Here is a 15,458-nt window from a genome sequence, read left to right as displayed (position 1 = left end):
CTTAGTATACCACTAGCTCGCAGAGGCCCGCTCTAGAATTTCGACAGCTTGTTTTAATACAGCCGCCTCTTTTTGACCGTATGTCGATTGATCGGTCTCGCGTTTTTTCAGTTCACGCTTGAGCCACTTTAAATGATCGTTATCCGGTTGGTTTGGTGTTTGATTGACAATCTCAAGCGATCGAGCCGAGTGGTCAGTCTTACGAAGCAGCCCGTGAGAAATCAGGCCATCGACATGAATAGCGACCGTTGACACCGACTTGTAATCAAGCGCTCGCATAATCTCGCGGTAGCTTGGCCCATAACCTTGTTCGCGAATAAAATTAGTAATGAACGCAAGAAGCTCACGTTGTTTTTTAGTTGCTCGTACGCTTGACATGGCTACCTCCCACGATTGCTATCGCTGCGATTCCCCACCAAATAATAGAAACTGTATCATCGGCCCACACCGGCAAAAGTATTCCTATGATCGAGAGGCCGATACCACTTGCAAATGCACCAAGTGCCAACCAGTCCGCCCGATATCGCCATAATCTTTTCATAATCACTACAAAGAGAGCAACAAAAAGGCCAAGGCCGATCCATCCTACTTCATGACCAATGAACAAGTACTGATTTTCAACGATAAGTGGTTTTTCACTTAAAAGCGAGGCGGAACCAGTACTGCCAATGCCACCGCCTAGCGGCTGCTTCACAAGCTGACCTGTACCATATTGTAATGATTCAATATGCCCATCGTTAGAGCTGATGCTACTGCCTCCATCAGGATTTTCATGCAAAATAACGTTTGAAACGAAGTTTGTGTTACGTGCGGCAATTAATCCGCCTGCAAGCACAATAATGATAGCTCCTGCCGCAACCCAGGCTCTTTTAGAAATTCGTGTAAATGTTGCTATTAGCACAACAGATAGAACAGTGACGATACTTGCCACAAGCGCACTTCTGGAGTAGCTGATCCATAAGGCGACAACGGAACATATTCCAAAAACGACTGACGTAATAAGTGTGCTGCGTCTCTTTAGCTGAAGCCGTCCCTTGGCAAGGAGGGCTGTTAGAAATCCAAGCACCATACCCGCATAAGCACCAAGAGGGTTCGGCCCACGAAGCGTACTATTTACCCGTATATAGTTAGGGTTTTTATCTACGGTAAGGTACGGCGCGATCGTGTCTTTGCTGTAGCCAATATGCGTGAGGATATCCGGTGGCAGAAACAGCTGAAGCGTCGCAAACCCAACCACCACTGCCGCACCAATACTAGCAGCCATAATAAGCGACCTCCTTGAGGAAGGGACAGCGCGCACAAATACATATACGAGTCCGAAGAAAAGTACATACCGAAGGTCTATGGCAAGTCCGGCAAGCGTCGAGGCAGTCCCCCGCCAAAGTAAGCCAACCAAAATAATATGTAACACTCCGTAGACAACGATGAGTCGGAAAATCCAATCCCTTGCAAGCTCGTTCCACATATGCCTTTTAGTCACAACGATACATGCGGCTGGAATAAGCAGCACCATCAAAATCTCTTTCCATGATTTGATCAGCAGATCATACCCAGGAAGCAACTGACTGATACCCACACTTAACGGTGCATGAAACACAATACCCAAAAATATAACAAGTAAGGTGATGATGGATACTTGCTCGAGCCGTGATACCTTCATTACCTATTAGTGTAGCGAAAAAATGCTATAATAACAGCCAAGAATGCCGTCGAAAAATACTAAATTCTATAGTCTTGTCTTAATCATTGCTGATTTTATTGTGCTATTGTTAGCGTTTAGTGCTGCTTATATTCTTCGTGTTCACTTCGACCAGAGACCCCTTGTTAGTCAGGTATATGCTCAGCAATTCTTTACCACATTCGCTCTGCTTGCTCCCTTTTGGATTATCATCTTCGCATCGCTTGGTTTGTACCAGGCGACCGTTTATAATCGTCGGTTGGTCGAATGGAGTAAGATCGCCATAGGCGCCTTTATTGGTATTTTGCTGGTTATTGGCTGGGAATACATAACCGGCCAGCATCTTTTTCCTGCCCGCCTTGTTGCCGCTTATGCGTTACTTGCCTCGTTCTTGCTCCTTGTACTTGAGCGTGAGGTCCTCAGAATTACCCGCAGCCTTCTTTTTTACTTCGGCCGTGGCATTAGCCGGGTACTTATCGTGGGAAATTCTGACGCGACGCGCGATATTGCCGACGAACTTTCAAATACCTACAAAAGCGGCTATAAAGTTGTTGCTATCGCAGGTCCTAAAAAAGCCATTCCGCCAGGGCTTGAGGTGAAACACTTCACCTCTATTGACGCTGCCCTGAAAAAGATTGAAGAACTCTCTATTACAACCATTATTCAGACGGACCTTTATGATTCGGCTGATCGCAATCAGCGGATTTTGGGAGCAGCGCAAGTCCATCACATCAGTTATAGTTTTATCCCGGGCGAGGCCGAGTTTTATGCCGGTAAAAATACGGTTGATGTTTTTCTTGGCTATCCGATGATATCCGTGAGCCAAACACCGCTCATTGGTTGGGGCGCAATAGCCAAGCAAATTTTTGACACTATTGCATCACTGCTCCTTGTTATTATACTTTCACCTGTCTTCCTTATACTTATACTTTTACAGCTTATTTTGAGCCCGGGCCCGGTTTTTTATATCAGTAAACGACTCAGTAAGTTTTCGGAACCCGTGAACCTAATTAAGTTCCGTAGTATGAGCGCAAAATACGGCAAGCGTGACGCCGCTGTGGAATTTCGTGAAATGGGACGCGACGACCTTGCACGCGAGTACGAAAAGAATCGCAAAGTTGAGAATGACCCTCGGGTAACGTGGTTTGGAAACTTCCTCAGGCGAACGTCGCTCGATGAACTACCTCAGATATTCAACGTGGTTCGGGGTGATCTTAGTCTTGTAGGACCACGCCCGATCTTGCCACAGGAAGCCAAGTTTTCCCCAAGCCGTACCGCATTGCTTCATAGCGTAAAATCCGGGGTTACGGGGCTTTGGCAAGTTTCTGGCCGAAGTAATTTATCATTTGATGAAAGGATTGAGTTGGAGCTGTTTTATGCTCAAAACTGGAGCTTTTGGCTGGACATTAAAATCCTCTTCAAAACGATCGCCGTAGTGCTGCGCAAACGGGGGGCTAAGTAGTTGATGAAGCAGCCAAAAATCGCAATCGTATGTGAATTTCTAACAGTTATGGGCGGTGCCGAGCGTGTCGTGTATGAGCTACATAAGACATTTCCAGATGCGCCAATTTATACGGCAATATACGACGAAGAGCGGGTGCTGCCGGAGTTTAAAAAACTTGATATTCGTACTACGTGGCTACAAAAAATACCCAAACCCCTTCGCAAAATGTACAAGCTTTTTCCGACACTTCAAGTGAAAGCATTTCGCGATTTGGATTTAAATGAATTCGATATTATCATTACCAGCTCCTACCTTAATGCTAACCAAGTAAGAAAAACCCGTGATAATCAGGTTCTTATCTCGTATTGCCATACGCCTGCACGCTACTACTGGAGCCACTACGATGAGTACAGAAAAAATCCGGGATTTGGAAGGCTAGACCCGATTATTCGCCTCCTCATTCCCCTGCTTGTACCCCACCAGCGAAAGCTTGATTATGAAGCAGCGCAAAAGGTGGATATATTCATTGCTAATTCAACCGAAACGCAAAAACGAATAAAAGAATACTACGGCAAGTCCTCTACGGTCATACACCCGCCTGTCGATATTGATCGATTTGAGCCGGCTCGTGAGCGTGCCAATTACTACATGACGATGGGGCGCCAACTGCCTTATAAAAGATATGATCTGGTGGTTACTGCCTGCACAAAACTTGGCGTACCGCTTAAAGTTTTTGGCAAAGGTCCTGCTCATGACGAACTTGTTGCTATTGCCGGGCCAACTGTAAGTTTTTATACCGATAGATTCGGTGATGCGTCGGATGCCGAGCTTGAGAAAGCATTGAATCACGCCAGGGGCTGGATATATGCCGCCGAGGAAGATTTTGGAATTGTGCAAGTTGAAGCGCTTGCCGCAGGAGCCCCCGTAATCACATACGGCAAAGCAGGCGCACTTGATATCGTAGAAGATGGAGTTAGCGGCATACTTTTTCAGGAGCAAACTGTCGAGGCGATTACACAGGCAATCATAGAGGCCGAGCAAACCACCTTCCTCCCCGGTACGCTACGGCGTAAGGCAAAGCGGTTCGACAAAGGCCTCTTTATCACTAAAATCCGCAAAATAGTCGGCGACCAGATTCGCTAAAGGAACATTAAACATGCACATTCTTGTCACAGGCGGAGCCGGATATATCGGCAGCCATACTATCATCGAGCTACTGCAAGCCGGACATACAGTAGAGGTCGTAGATAACCTTTCAAATAGCAACGCGGAGGTTATGCGTCGCATTGAGGAACTAAGCGGCAAAAAAGTTCCCCTTCATGTTTTTGACCTTAAGGATAAGGTAAAAACGCGCGGGATATTCAAAGCGAGCGTATTCGATGGAGTCATTCACTTTGCCGGCTTAAAAGCAGTGGGCGAATCGACGCAAAAACCGCTCACCTATTACCGAACTAACCTCGACTCAACGTTAACATTGCTCGAAACAATGCAAGAATTTAACGTGAAGCAATTGGTATTTAGTTCATCTGCTACCGTGTATGGCTCCTCTACGATCCCTTATAATGAATTCCTTTCCACTGGCCAAGGTATTACTAATCCTTATGGGCAAACAAAATATATCATAGAGCAAATACTAAAAGATACCGCCAAGGCCGACGGCACAAACTGCTTTACCGTGCTTCGCTACTTTAATCCGATCGGCGCGCATGCAAGTGGGCGAATTGGCGAAGATCCATCTGGAGTGCCTAATAATCTTATGCCCTATATAACCCAAGTGGCGAGTGGCAAGCGCAAACGATTATCTATATTTGGTAACGACTATAATACCATTGACGGTACGGGCGTCCGTGATTATATTCATGTAGTCGATCTGGCAAAAGGGCATCTTGCCGCATTAGAAAATAGCCAGCAAGGTTGGTCTGCCTATAATTTAGGATCAGGAAAGGGCACTTCCGTACTTGAGCTCATTCATGCGTTTGAGCAAGCAACAGGCATACCCATACCTTACGAGTTCGCGCCACGACGGGCAGGAGATTTGCCGGAATATTACGCTGACGCGTCGAAGGCACTGAACGAATTACACTGGAAAACTGAAAAAACAATAGAAGAAGCATGCGCCGACTCATGGCGATGGCAGTCGCAAAATCCAAATGGATATCGAGAGACTACTCAACCGTAACGCTCTTTGCCAGGTTACGAGGCTGGTCCACATCATTCCCCTTATTTACCGCAACATAGTACGCAAAGAGTTGTTGCACAACATTCAATACGATTGGCGCAAGAGTTATCAGTTTGGTTGAAATACGAATGACTGTCTCTGCATCGATCGGCTTTGCGCTATTGGTAATTGCTAACACATGACCGCCTCGGGCATTTATCTCGCTGAGATTGCTCGCAGATTTATCAAACAGCCAGCCTTCTATAAGGAGCATCACCTCGAAGAACCGATCATCAATAAGCGCAATAGGCCCATGCTTCAGCTCACCTGCCGCATACCCTTCTGCCTGGATGTAAGAGATCTCCTTAAGCTTCAGGGCGCCTTCTAGTGCGACCGGAAAAAGTGTATCTCGTCCGAGGAATAAACTGTGCTCATAATGCACATATTTTTTGGCAATTTTTTGGATTTCATCTTTATTTGAAGTGATTATAGATTTAATCTCTTCAGGAAGTTGTGCAATTTCATCCACAAATGCGGCTGTCTGCTGAATACTGACACCTTTTGCCTGTGCCAACTGAACGCCGAACATGCTCATGGCCGCAACTTGTGAGGTAAATGCTTTGGTACTCGCAACAGAAATTTCTGGGCCGGCATGCACATAAATACCACCATCGACTTCGCGGGCAATCGTTGAGCCAACGGCGTTGATAATACCGAGCGTTTTGACTCCACGACGTTTTATCTCACGAAGACAGGCCAGCGTATCGGCTGTTTCACCCGATTGCGACACCACGAGCGCAACACTGTTCTTGGGCATATGAAACGATCTGTAGCGAAGTTCCGAAGCAATAGCCACCGTTACCGTGATACCATCTACCAATTGTTCAAGGTAGTACGATGCAAGAAGCCCGGCATAGTACGCCGTGCCGCAGCCTATAATTGTAATGTGTTCGACCGCACGGAGTTCGTCGGGCGTCATATTGAGTCCACCAAGCTGTACGCGGTGCTCATCTTTTACTACTCGTCCGTTGATGGTTGCCTGTAGCGTATCGGGTTGTTCGCAAATTTCCTTCAGAAGAAAATGATCGTACCCCTGTTTTTGGATGGATCTCATATCAACTTCTATCGTTTCGATGCGAACGTCAAGCGGAGTCGCATCAAGACTTTCAAGGGCCACTTCAGAGGCGCGACACACAGCCATCTCACCATCATTCAAGTAAATGGCCTGGGTAGTATGACCCACAAGTGCCGAAGCATCGCTTGCGATGAGCGTTTCGTCATTACCAACTCCTATGATAAGCGGGCTTCCTTTTCGTGCAACGACTATTTCTTCAGGATTTCTTGCAGATACAACGGCAATACCATAGGTGCCCACTACTCGGCGAAGCGCCCTTGAAACCGCTTCTTTAAGAGGTGTCTTGACGTCATACAACGAATTAATAAGAGCCGCCAGAACCTCCGTATCCGTATCGCTCACGAATACATGGTTCTTCAACTGGGCGCGAAGATCCTTATAGTTCTCAATGATACCATTATGAACAAGGTAAATATCTCCGGCTTTATGAGGATGGGCGTTTTTTTCTGAAGGTTCACCGTGTGTTGCCCAGCGTGTATGTCCGATGCCCACCATGTCGCGCGTCTCGTGCGCAGAAACTAAGGTCTCAAGCTCACTCACCTTGCCTTTGGCACGTAGAAGCGTCGCTTTGTGCTTGGCGTCAACCGTTATGATACCTGCCGAGTCATACCCTCTGTATTCAAGACGCCTGAGGCCGCCGAGTAGTATATCTTGCGCGTCTCGTTTACCTATGTAGCCAACGATTCCACACACGGTCTAAAAGCCTCCGTAGCCGTAGCCATATCCTTCAAAATTGATGATCGGCTTATGATAATTAGTAATTTTCACAGGAGCATCTATCGGCTGGTCGGCTGAGGCGATGTAGAGTTCACTTCCCCCTTTAGAGAGAAGGATGTAACCATCGCCATACCACCCATAAGCCTTGTACTCGGATTGTTGAGCGAGCTCTTTGCCATTTGATCCGTTTTTGTCACCGATAAAAATCGCATTCTTGCCATTTCGTGGCTCATCCCAGAAGGTCTTCTGGCCATCGGGCGAAATAAGGAAGGTTGGGTAAAATGTATTTTCAAACTTCGTATCATCATTGGTAATACTTTTTACTGAACCGTTTTCGTATTCGTAAAATTCGGTAGGTTTACCATCATGACCATAACGGAAATAAACAGCTTGGGGTTCATAAAGTTTGGCATCAAGGCTATTTGTAGCCGTAAAATCAAACTCTTTTACTCGTTGCAGTTGGCCCCCATCAGGATTAGCCGTCATAATTGCGGGTTTTTTGGCGTGAGGAGTTCCAAAGGCACTTCCTCGGTTGACTGCTTTCACGTAAACTACCTTATTCTCGATGATATATGGTCGTGCTAGAAATTCTGCCTCCATATTCATGTAGCTCGTACCCGTACCTGTCGTTTCATCGACAATCGTCAGTTTTCCCGTGTCGGCATTGTAACTTTTAAGCACTTGTTTTTTATCTTGCCAGGGTTGCTTATCGAGTTGGTCAACGATGTAAAGAAAATTATGACCCGACCAGCCACCAAGAGTAAGTACGACGTTGCCCTCATCGATTGCTTTAAGGCTGTCTGTCTTGGCATCGATAACATAAAGCTGATTGACGACACCCGGCTTCCGCTTAGCGGAAAGTACCATGTATTTCCAGTCCCGAGCGGCAAGGAGTGCCGTTTCTCTGTCACTTTCATTCCCTGTCGCCGTTACAACCACGGATGCGGACGTACCATCCAGGTTCGCCTTCATAACATTAATTTTACCGGTAGCCTTACTCAGGTAATACACCGTGCCTCTTGGTGTCAGTGGCACCTGGTTAGCATCCACTTGATCGGTTACCTTAAGATCAACCGTTGCATCGTTATACGCTTCCTGTTTTATAGTTGCTTTTACCGTTTGCTTGTCGGCCGGTAGAACGATCGTCGCCTCGCCTTTATCGTTAGCCACCGACGATACATCATCAACCGCTATCGTCGCACCGGCTAGGGGCTGTTTGGTAACAAGATTGGTCACTATCACCGTTACTTGGCGTCCAGTTGCTTCTAGGTTTACGGTTACTTCGCTGGAATTTCCAAATATAGGAACCGTATAAGACGCGCCCGCATCTTTGTAGTACTTTTTGGTTATCTTAACAGCGTATTCACCAACAGGCACATCATCAAGAGCTACCTTTCCGCTAGTGTCGGTTTTTGCACTAAAAGTCCCCATCTCAACCGTTGCCTGGCTGACCGGTTTTTTTGTTATGCTATCTATAACCACAAGATTAGCATCGCGCTTGATAAATTTGCCTAAGATACCGTAGCGGGTCGCGGGTATGGCAAATAACACTCCCGCAATAATAAGAATTCCGAGGATGACGACGATTACTTTTCCTTTTTTAGTACGAAGAAATCGCTTGAACCAGTTTTCCTTTTTAGGAAAAATAACAGCTGGAGCAGGTTGACCTTCAGGAGCAGGCAGCTCAGATTGCGAGAGCTTTTCTTCGGCAGGCTTAGACGTCTCAAAAGAAGCCGTGTTCGTATCGACAGCGGTATCTTCCTTATCGATGTCACCAAGGTTAATATCGTTAAGGTCGTTGTCGTTCACCGGTTCTTGGTTTTTGTCGTCATTCATTTTTATGCCCCTAATTACTACTCTGAATCATAAGCTGTTTATAAGATTATGACAAGAGGAGAATTCTCTATTTTTTGTGTCCTAGAGCTTGATTGATGCGGGTCGATGAATCCGCTTTTTGATCCCCACCAACACCAAACACCATTGCTATACCCAACTGTTCACACATTGCCGCTTCAAGACCGGGCAGCGCGTTTGGATCAACTCTGTCGCCGCCATTGGCAAAGATAATTTCATCATTGGGGTATTGCTTTGCTATTTTTTCAAGTGTTTTGGTAACAGGTGGATCCTGATCGATAGCTAGCACTACTTCATCAACATCGCGCAGAGCCGCCATAAGTCGCATGCGATTTTGCTCCGGCAAAATAATCTTGTCTTTTTTAATCACTTGCTGCACATCGTTGTTGACGATGACAATTAGTTTGTCCCCTAGTTTCCTCGCCGCTTCAATCATGTCCAAGTGTCCGCCGTGAAGTGGGTTAAAAAAGCCGCTCACAATCGCTATCTTCATAGGTCCTCCTGTATTGTCGTAGAATCTTCATTATATCATGTGGTGACTTTACTTCTCCCTCTTCTAAGCTAGTTGTATTAATCACAATTATCTTCTCTTCCGAATAATACAACGGCTTGGGGTAGAAATATCGTATACAATAAGATCATGAACAAAAAAAAGATGCTCGTTACAGGTGGCGCAGGGTTCATTGGCGGAAACTTTGTCCACTTCACACTTAAAAACCGTCCCGAATACGAAATTACCGTTATAGATAAACTTACCTACGCAGGAAATCCCGATACCTTGAACAGTGTGCTCGATAAAATCGACTTCGTAACCGGCGATATTTGCGACCGTGAGCTCATGGATCGACTCGTATCTGAGACGGATATCGTGGTGCATTTCGCCGCAGAGAGCCATAACGACAACTCGCTTCGTGATCCATGGCCATTTATTCATAGCAACCTTATTGGTACCGCAACTATTCTTGAGGCTATCCGTAAACACGGTAAAAAACTTCATCACATTTCAACCGATGAAGTGTATGGTGACCTCGAGCTGGATGATCCTAAAAAATTCACACCGGAAACGCCCTACAACGCCAGTAGCCCTTATTCTTCAACCAAGGCCGGCTCAGATCTTTTGGTAAAAGCCTGGGTACGTTCGTTCGGCATTCATGCAACCATCTCAAACTGTTCGAACAACTACGGTCCTTATCAGCACATCGAAAAGTTCATTCCACGCCAAATCACCAACATCCTTAGCGGCATCTCGCCAAAACTCTACGGAACCGGAGAAAACGTTCGCGATTGGATTCATGTAGATGATCACAACAGTGCAGTTCACACCATCATCGATAAGGGTCGAAGCGGCGAAGTATATCTTATCGGCGCAAATGGCGAAGAGAACAACAAATACGTTCTTGAAACAATTCTCGAACTCATGGGCAAAGACAAAAATGCCTACGAGCATGTAAACGATCGCCCAGGCCACGATTTGCGTTATGCCATCGATGCCAGCAAGCTTCGCGATGAACTCGGCTGGGAGCCAAGATACACCAATCTCCGCGAAGGTCTCCAAGCAACCATCGACTGGTACAAGACAAACGAAGAATGGTGGAAAAACGAAAAAGCCAAGGTAGAAGCAGCCTACGCCGAGAAGGGGCAATAGTCTGAAAAGCTGGCAGACCAAATCATCTAAGATAGTGTATGAGAACCCTTGGATGCGCGTGTATGAAGATCGGGTGACGATGCCAAGCGGCAAGGATGGTATCTATGGCTTCGTGGAGTCAACAAGTGATAGTATGTACATTGTACCTGTTGATTCTGAGGGTAACTCGTATCTTGTCAAACAAGAACATTACACAACTCGTGAAATGGCCTGGCAGTGTCCGGCAGGAAGAACGGACGGAGAAGATCCTGTCATTGCAGCACAACGCGAGCTCCTAGAAGAAGCCGGCTTGAAAGCCAGATCTATTACCATTCTTTCAAGCCCACGCGTCGCTATGGGGATGACGACATTTCGCGGTACGATTTGCCTTGCAAGAGACCTGGAACCAGACACCAACCTGCTCGACAAAGAAGAAGGCATTATGGAAGTTAAAAAGCTTCCTCTCGCCTCAATAAAGAAGATGATTCTAGACGGTGAAATTAACAATACAGAGAGTATTGCCGCTTACCTCCTTGAAATTGCTTATCTTGAAAAAGAAGCTTAAGGCTCAAGCAAGAGAGGTGGTCGACGGTGGCGATCCACACTTGAGAGAACATCGATAACACTTGTAAGAAACTCAGCATGAGTACCCACAAGGCCCCCGCCCGGTGGGTTGGCGAGTACATTTCGGATTTCAAAAAACTGTGTATTTTCCGGTAACCGCTTGCCTGGTTTTTGCTCGGCGAGCATTAGTTCGCGAACCGTTACTTCTTTGCCGCGATCACCACCGCGTAGTACAGGCGGCAAAATATATGGCTCACCGACAACTTCGAGTGCATCGCCAAGTTCTGCCTTAAATAACCTGTTTCGCATGACACTAAAGTCTTCAAAATTCTCAGGATATTCATCACTCGAGAGCATTACCGTGCCGGGAACGTGCCATTGCCCTTCCCACCAGTCTTGATTGCCGTTTTCACTTTTGCGCTGCTTCATCAGGATATCAACGCTTCGTTCTTGTTCGTTAGGACGAATAATGGCGGCTTCGTATGTTGGCAGTACAGCAATGCGCGCCATCTGGGTAAATAGCTCGAATGGCTGTCTGCCTGGCTCACGCTCCTCGAGGCCTTTGACAGTAAGCGAAAGCCGGGTGGCGGTATCTGCCGTATCAAAAAGGTGTTTTGCTATTCTTTCACGATCTTCAGGCGCCAGCTCAGCAAGCTCCGCCTCGATCATCGCAACGCGGTCGTAGTCATAATGTGTCATAATGTCCTATTTAAACATACTCTTTCATTATTGGCAATTTATGACGAGAATTGATAGCTTTGTTATACTGATAGAGATATGTCAGATCCGATGCATTTAGAATTCAGCAAAACACTTAAAAAACACGAAACTTCTATTCCCGGGCTAGTCATCTTTGATCTCAGCATTCTAGGAGACAACCGAGGATGGTTTAAAGAAAACTGGCAACGCGAGAAAATGCTTGCCATAGGACTCCCCGATTTCGGACCGATTCAAAATAATTTCTCATTCAATGGCAAGCGTGGCACCATGCGTGGCATTCATGCTGAACCCTGGGATAAGTTCATTTCTGTTGGAAGCGGCAGTTTTTTTGGTGCATGGGTCGATATCCGCGAAAACAGCCCTACTTTTGGCCAGGTTTTCACCACGGAAATCGATGCCAGTAAAGCTATTTTCGTTCCTGCTGGTGTTGCAAATTCTTATCTTACACTAGAGGACAATACAGTCTATTCATACCTCGTAAACGATCACTGGCACCCTGACGCTTCATATAGTTTTGTTAATGCGACCGACCCCTCGCTTGGTATCAAGTGGCCAATCGCTCCCGAAGAATGGGAAATGTCGGAAAAAGATAAGAATCATCCGTTCCTTAAAGATGTCCAGCCAGTTAAACCAAAGAAAATTCTTGTTACCGGTGCAAACGGGCAACTTGGCAAAGCGCTTCGAAAAGAATTCCCCGAGGCCGAGTTTGTTGGTCGCGAAGAGCTCGATATAACCAGCAGCCGCCTCGATACGCTTCGGCGCTGGCGCGACTACAGCACTATTATTAATGCCGCCGCGTACACGGCAGTTGATGAAGCCGAAACAAACAATGGTCGAAAAGCCGCGTGGAAAACCAATGCCGAAGCGGTCGCAAATCTTAGCCGCATCGCATCAGAGAATACCCTCACACTTGTGCATGTATCGTCCGACTACGTTTTTGACGGGACCAACAGCGTGCACGATGAAGACGAGGCACTCTCACCTCTTGGTGTATACGGGCAATCCAAGGCAGCAGGTGATATTGCCGCAAGCACAACTCCCAGGCATTACATTATTCGTACCACTTGGGTCATTGGTGAAGGAAAAAACTTTATCCAGATTATGAAATCTCTGGCTGAACGAGACATCAAGCCGAGTGTGGTGAGCGATCAGATAGGGCGGCTTACTTTCACCGAAGACCTTGCAAGCGGTATCAAACATCTCCTCGTTACACAGAGTCCTTACGGCACATATAATCTTTCAAATGAAGGAGATGCCTCAAGCTGGGCGGATATCGCCAAGATCGTATTTGAACACTCCGGCAAACAAGAAACTGATGTCACCCCTGTTAGCACGGAAGAGTACTTCAAAGATAAGCCTACGGCTGCGCCCCGCCCCTTACAAAGCATGCTCAATCTTGCTAAAATAAAGGCTCAAGGTTTTACGCCGAGAGATTGGCGCCAAGCTCTCACATTGTATTTAGAAGACAACTAGTCTTAAGCGAGGAGGACTACATGAAGGGTATTATTCTAGCGGGTGGCTCAGGAACACGTTTGTGGCCTATTACAAAAGGAATCAGCAAACAACTGATGCCGATCTATGACAAACCAATGGTATATTATCCGCTTACAACCCTCATGCTTGCGGGTATTCGCGATATTCTTATCATTACAACACCCGAAGATCAGAAGTCTTTCCAAAACCTGCTTGGCGACGGTTCACAGTGGGGTATCAAACTCTCTTACGAAGTTCAACCTTCACCCGATGGCCTGGCTCAAGCCTTTATTATTGGCGAGGAGTTCATTGGTGACGATAAAGTCGCGCTGGTGCTTGGCGACAATATTTTCCATGGCTCCGATCTTGGCAAATCGCTCAAAAACTGCATGGATCCAGAAGGCGGCAACGTATTCGCTTACCGCGTCTCCGATCCTGAGCGCTACGGCGTCGTTGAGTTTGACGAAAACAACGTAGCGGTTTCTATTGAAGAAAAACCAAAAGCGCCTAAGTCCGATTTTGCCGTAGTCGGCCTCTACTTTTACGATAATGACGTCATTGAAATCGCCAAGAACGTACAACCAAGTGATCGTGGCGAACTTGAAATTACTGCCGTCAACGAAGAATATCTTCGCCGGGGCAAATTGACGGTCACCACGCTTGATCGTGGCGATGCATGGCTCGATACGGGTACTATCGACTCAATGACCGATGCTGCTGATTATATTCGTGCTATTCAGCGCCGCACCGGCCTCATTATTGGCAGCCCCGAAGAAGTTGCTTTTAAAGAAGGTTACATCAACGCTGATCAATTGCTTGAACAAGCTCAGCCACTCAAAAAATCTGGTTATGGTGATTACCTTCTTTCTCTCGTTGATTGCCTTTCATGATAAAATAATAGCAATTACCTATGGAAAATGAAAAAACTGCCAATAAGCAATTTATTGCTTTTGTAAAACGCCACGCCAGCCTCATGCGTTTTGTATTCACCGGCGGCCTTAACACGCTCATCGATTTTACTCTCTTTGCGCTTATCGCAAATATTATCGGCGTCAATCCTATTCTCGCCAGTATCATCTCAACCGGGCTGACATTGATTTTTAGCTACTTCATGAACCATTACTTTGTCTTTCGTTCGCAGCGAAAGCGGCGCCAAACCGCGCTCCAGTTTCTCCTCGTTACATTATTTAATGTATGGGTGATCCAATCTGGAATCATCTTTATTGTCCTGCACACCTTCGGGTTCGTTCAATTCTTTCAAGAACACGAATGGACCTTCAATATGTTTGCCAAACTCTGTGGAGTAGCTGTTTCAATGGTGTTTAATTATGTCGGATATAAAATGATTTTTAACGAGAAAAGTAATGATTCAGAACAAAAAGATTAGCCTTGTCCTTCCCTGCCGCAATGAAAGCTCACACCTTCATGAAGTTATTGAACGTGTACCGAGTTACGTGGACGAAATTCTCATCGTCAGCAATAAATCCACAGACGACACCGTAAAAGTAGCCAAAAAACTTGCTAAAAAGGATAAACGTATCGTCGTCATTGAAGACAATCGCACAATAAACGGTATTGGCTACGGCTTTGCACACATGAGCGGAATTCAAGCAGCTAGTGGGGATCTTATTTTGGGCGCAGACGGCGATGCTACTTATCCAATTCATGATATTAAAAAGATCGCCACTTTTTTGTTAAAAAATAATTACGACTTTATGTCTTGTAATCGTTACCCACTCCAAGAAGGAGTAAAGATTCCTTTTAAACTGCGATTCGGCGTCGGACTTCTTAACTGGGAGATCCGCATCCTGTATGGTATTCCGATAAAGGACGCGCTTTCTGGTATGTGGATCTTTAAAAAAGAGGTACGCGATGCCCTTAACCTCTCAATGGGGGACTGGAATTTGAGCCCGCAGATCAAAATTAACGCAGCTCGTCACAAAAATATCAAATTTACCGAATTCAGCATCAGCCAGGACCAGCGCCTCGGAGAAACTAAGCAAAATTATCTTAAAACCGGTATTAGCCATGCTTTTTGGATCTTGGGTAATCGCTTTAAGAGAAATACTCTCGTAAATGACGGAGAATAGG

The 15,458-nt window shown here is 46.1% G+C and carries 15 protein-coding genes; 9 read left to right on the top strand and 6 right to left on the bottom strand.

The features are described from left to right. Positions 1-12: 12 nt before the first annotated feature. Entirely contained in the window at positions 13-378 is a 366-nt protein-coding gene (locus VFH06_01410; protein ID HET6746745.1) for a hypothetical protein, read from the bottom strand. Then, positions 356-1,660, bottom strand: a complete 1,305-nt coding sequence (locus tag VFH06_01405) for a hypothetical protein (GenBank protein HET6746744.1) — start codon at positions 1,658-1,660, stop codon at positions 356-358. The genes VFH06_01410 and VFH06_01405 overlap by 23 nt, the downstream gene beginning before the upstream one ends. A 43-nt stretch (positions 1,661-1,703) precedes the next feature. Between VFH06_01405 and VFH06_01400 the strand changes: the two genes are divergently transcribed. From VFH06_01400 to galE, 3 genes are read left to right on the top strand one after another with little or no spacing between them, the layout of a single operon-like run. Continuing rightward, entirely contained in the window at positions 1,704-3,140 is a 1,437-nt protein-coding gene (locus VFH06_01400) for a sugar transferase (protein ID HET6746743.1), read from the top strand. Positions 3,141-3,143: 3 nt separating this feature from the next. Beyond that, positions 3,144-4,265 (top strand): glycosyltransferase, encoded by a 1,122-nt coding sequence (locus tag VFH06_01395; GenBank protein ID HET6746742.1) that lies wholly within the window; start codon positions 3,144-3,146, stop codon positions 4,263-4,265. 13 nt (positions 4,266-4,278) lie between these two features. Continuing rightward, on the top strand, positions 4,279-5,301 hold the full coding sequence (gene galE / locus VFH06_01390) for a UDP-glucose 4-epimerase GalE (protein HET6746741.1): 1,023 nt from the start codon (positions 4,279-4,281) through the stop codon (positions 5,299-5,301). Here galE and glmS read toward each other — a convergent pair. The 3 genes from glmS to VFH06_01375 all read right to left on the bottom strand — a co-directional run bounded on the left by glmS (position 5,288) and on the right by VFH06_01375 (position 9,479). Then, positions 5,288-7,108 (bottom strand): glutamine--fructose-6-phosphate transaminase (isomerizing), encoded by a 1,821-nt coding sequence (gene glmS / locus VFH06_01385; GenBank protein ID HET6746740.1) that lies wholly within the window; start codon positions 7,106-7,108, stop codon positions 5,288-5,290. The genes galE and glmS overlap by 14 nt on opposite strands. Before the next feature lie 3 nt (positions 7,109-7,111). Then, positions 7,112-8,968, bottom strand: coding sequence for a carboxypeptidase-like regulatory domain-containing protein (locus VFH06_01380; GenBank protein HET6746739.1), 1,857 nt, complete (start codon positions 8,966-8,968; stop codon positions 7,112-7,114). A 67-nt stretch (positions 8,969-9,035) separates the two neighbouring features. Next, positions 9,036-9,479 carry an adenylyltransferase/cytidyltransferase family protein gene (locus VFH06_01375; protein ID HET6746738.1) on the bottom strand — a complete coding sequence of 148 codons (444 nt, stop codon included), beginning with the start codon at positions 9,477-9,479 and terminating at the stop codon, positions 9,036-9,038. A 147-nt stretch (positions 9,480-9,626) separates the two neighbouring features. Here VFH06_01375 and rfbB point away from each other — a divergent pair, with 147 nt between their 5' ends. Together rfbB and VFH06_01365 are read left to right on the top strand one after the other, a co-directional pair. Beyond that, positions 9,627-10,631 (top strand): dTDP-glucose 4,6-dehydratase, encoded by a 1,005-nt coding sequence (gene rfbB / locus VFH06_01370; GenBank protein ID HET6746737.1) that lies wholly within the window; start codon positions 9,627-9,629, stop codon positions 10,629-10,631. A gap of 52 nt (positions 10,632-10,683) precedes the next feature. Further along, positions 10,684-11,175, top strand: a complete 492-nt coding sequence (locus tag VFH06_01365; GenBank protein ID HET6746736.1) for an NUDIX hydrolase — start codon at positions 10,684-10,686, stop codon at positions 11,173-11,175. Here VFH06_01365 and VFH06_01360 read toward each other — a convergent pair. Next, entirely contained in the window at positions 11,172-11,873 is a 702-nt protein-coding gene (locus VFH06_01360) for a hypothetical protein (GenBank protein HET6746735.1), read from the bottom strand. The genes VFH06_01365 and VFH06_01360 overlap by 4 nt on opposite strands. A 78-nt stretch (positions 11,874-11,951) precedes the next feature. Between VFH06_01360 and VFH06_01355 the strand changes: the two genes are divergently transcribed. The 4 genes from VFH06_01355 to VFH06_01340 are packed head-to-tail and all read left to right on the top strand — an operon-like array spanning position 11,952 to position 15,457. Then, complete coding sequence (locus tag VFH06_01355; protein HET6746734.1) at positions 11,952-13,367, top strand: bifunctional dTDP-4-dehydrorhamnose 3,5-epimerase family protein/NAD(P)-dependent oxidoreductase; 1,416 nt, start codon at positions 11,952-11,954, stop codon at positions 13,365-13,367. Between the two features lie 20 nt (positions 13,368-13,387). Next, on the top strand, positions 13,388-14,257 hold the full coding sequence (rfbA, locus tag VFH06_01350) for a glucose-1-phosphate thymidylyltransferase RfbA (protein HET6746733.1): 870 nt from the start codon (positions 13,388-13,390) through the stop codon (positions 14,255-14,257). Between the two features lie 20 nt (positions 14,258-14,277). Further along, positions 14,278-14,754, top strand: a complete 477-nt coding sequence (locus VFH06_01345; protein HET6746732.1) for a GtrA family protein — start codon at positions 14,278-14,280, stop codon at positions 14,752-14,754. Then, positions 14,732-15,457: a glycosyltransferase family 2 protein gene (locus tag VFH06_01340; GenBank protein HET6746731.1), complete on the top strand. Its 726-nt coding sequence runs from the start codon at positions 14,732-14,734 to the stop codon at positions 15,455-15,457. The genes VFH06_01345 and VFH06_01340 overlap by 23 nt, the downstream gene beginning before the upstream one ends. Position 15,458: the final 1 nt, after the last annotated feature.

The organism is Candidatus Saccharimonadales bacterium (genome assembly GCA_035697325.1).
In the GTDB taxonomy this organism is placed as follows: domain Bacteria; phylum Patescibacteriota; class Saccharimonadia; order Saccharimonadales; family Saccharimonadaceae; genus JALRBM01.
This window is presented reverse-complemented; position numbering and strand designations above follow the sequence as displayed.

Excerpts from the sequence above, each read along its gene's own strand:
- VFH06_01355 (HET6746734.1), top strand. The coding sequence starts at position 11,952 with ATGTCAGATCCGATGCATTTAGAATTCAGCAAAACACTTAAAAAACAC.
- VFH06_01395 (HET6746742.1), top strand. The coding sequence starts at position 3,144 with ATGAAGCAGCCAAAAATCGCAATCGTATGTGAATTTCTAACAGTTATG.
- VFH06_01400 (HET6746743.1), top strand. The coding sequence starts at position 1,704 with ATGCCGTCGAAAAATACTAAATTCTATAGTCTTGTCTTAATCATTGCT.
- galE (HET6746741.1), top strand. The coding sequence starts at position 4,279 with ATGCACATTCTTGTCACAGGCGGAGCCGGATATATCGGCAGCCATACT.
- VFH06_01340 (HET6746731.1), top strand. The coding sequence starts at position 14,732 with ATGATTCAGAACAAAAAGATTAGCCTTGTCCTTCCCTGCCGCAATGAA.
- VFH06_01365 (HET6746736.1), top strand. The coding sequence starts at position 10,684 with ATGCGCGTGTATGAAGATCGGGTGACGATGCCAAGCGGCAAGGATGGT.
- rfbB (HET6746737.1), top strand. The coding sequence starts at position 9,627 with ATGAACAAAAAAAAGATGCTCGTTACAGGTGGCGCAGGGTTCATTGGC.
- VFH06_01380 (HET6746739.1), bottom strand. The coding sequence starts at position 8,968 with ATGAATGACGACAAAAACCAAGAACCGGTGAACGACAACGACCTTAAC.
- VFH06_01410 (HET6746745.1), bottom strand. The coding sequence starts at position 378 with ATGTCAAGCGTACGAGCAACTAAAAAACAACGTGAGCTTCTTGCGTTC.
- VFH06_01405 (HET6746744.1), bottom strand. The coding sequence starts at position 1,660 with ATGAAGGTATCACGGCTCGAGCAAGTATCCATCATCACCTTACTTGTT.
- VFH06_01345 (HET6746732.1), top strand. The coding sequence starts at position 14,278 with ATGGAAAATGAAAAAACTGCCAATAAGCAATTTATTGCTTTTGTAAAA.
- rfbA (HET6746733.1), top strand. The coding sequence starts at position 13,388 with ATGAAGGGTATTATTCTAGCGGGTGGCTCAGGAACACGTTTGTGGCCT.
- VFH06_01360 (HET6746735.1), bottom strand. The coding sequence starts at position 11,873 with ATGACACATTATGACTACGACCGCGTTGCGATGATCGAGGCGGAGCTT.
- VFH06_01375 (HET6746738.1), bottom strand. The coding sequence starts at position 9,479 with ATGAAGATAGCGATTGTGAGCGGCTTTTTTAACCCACTTCACGGCGGA.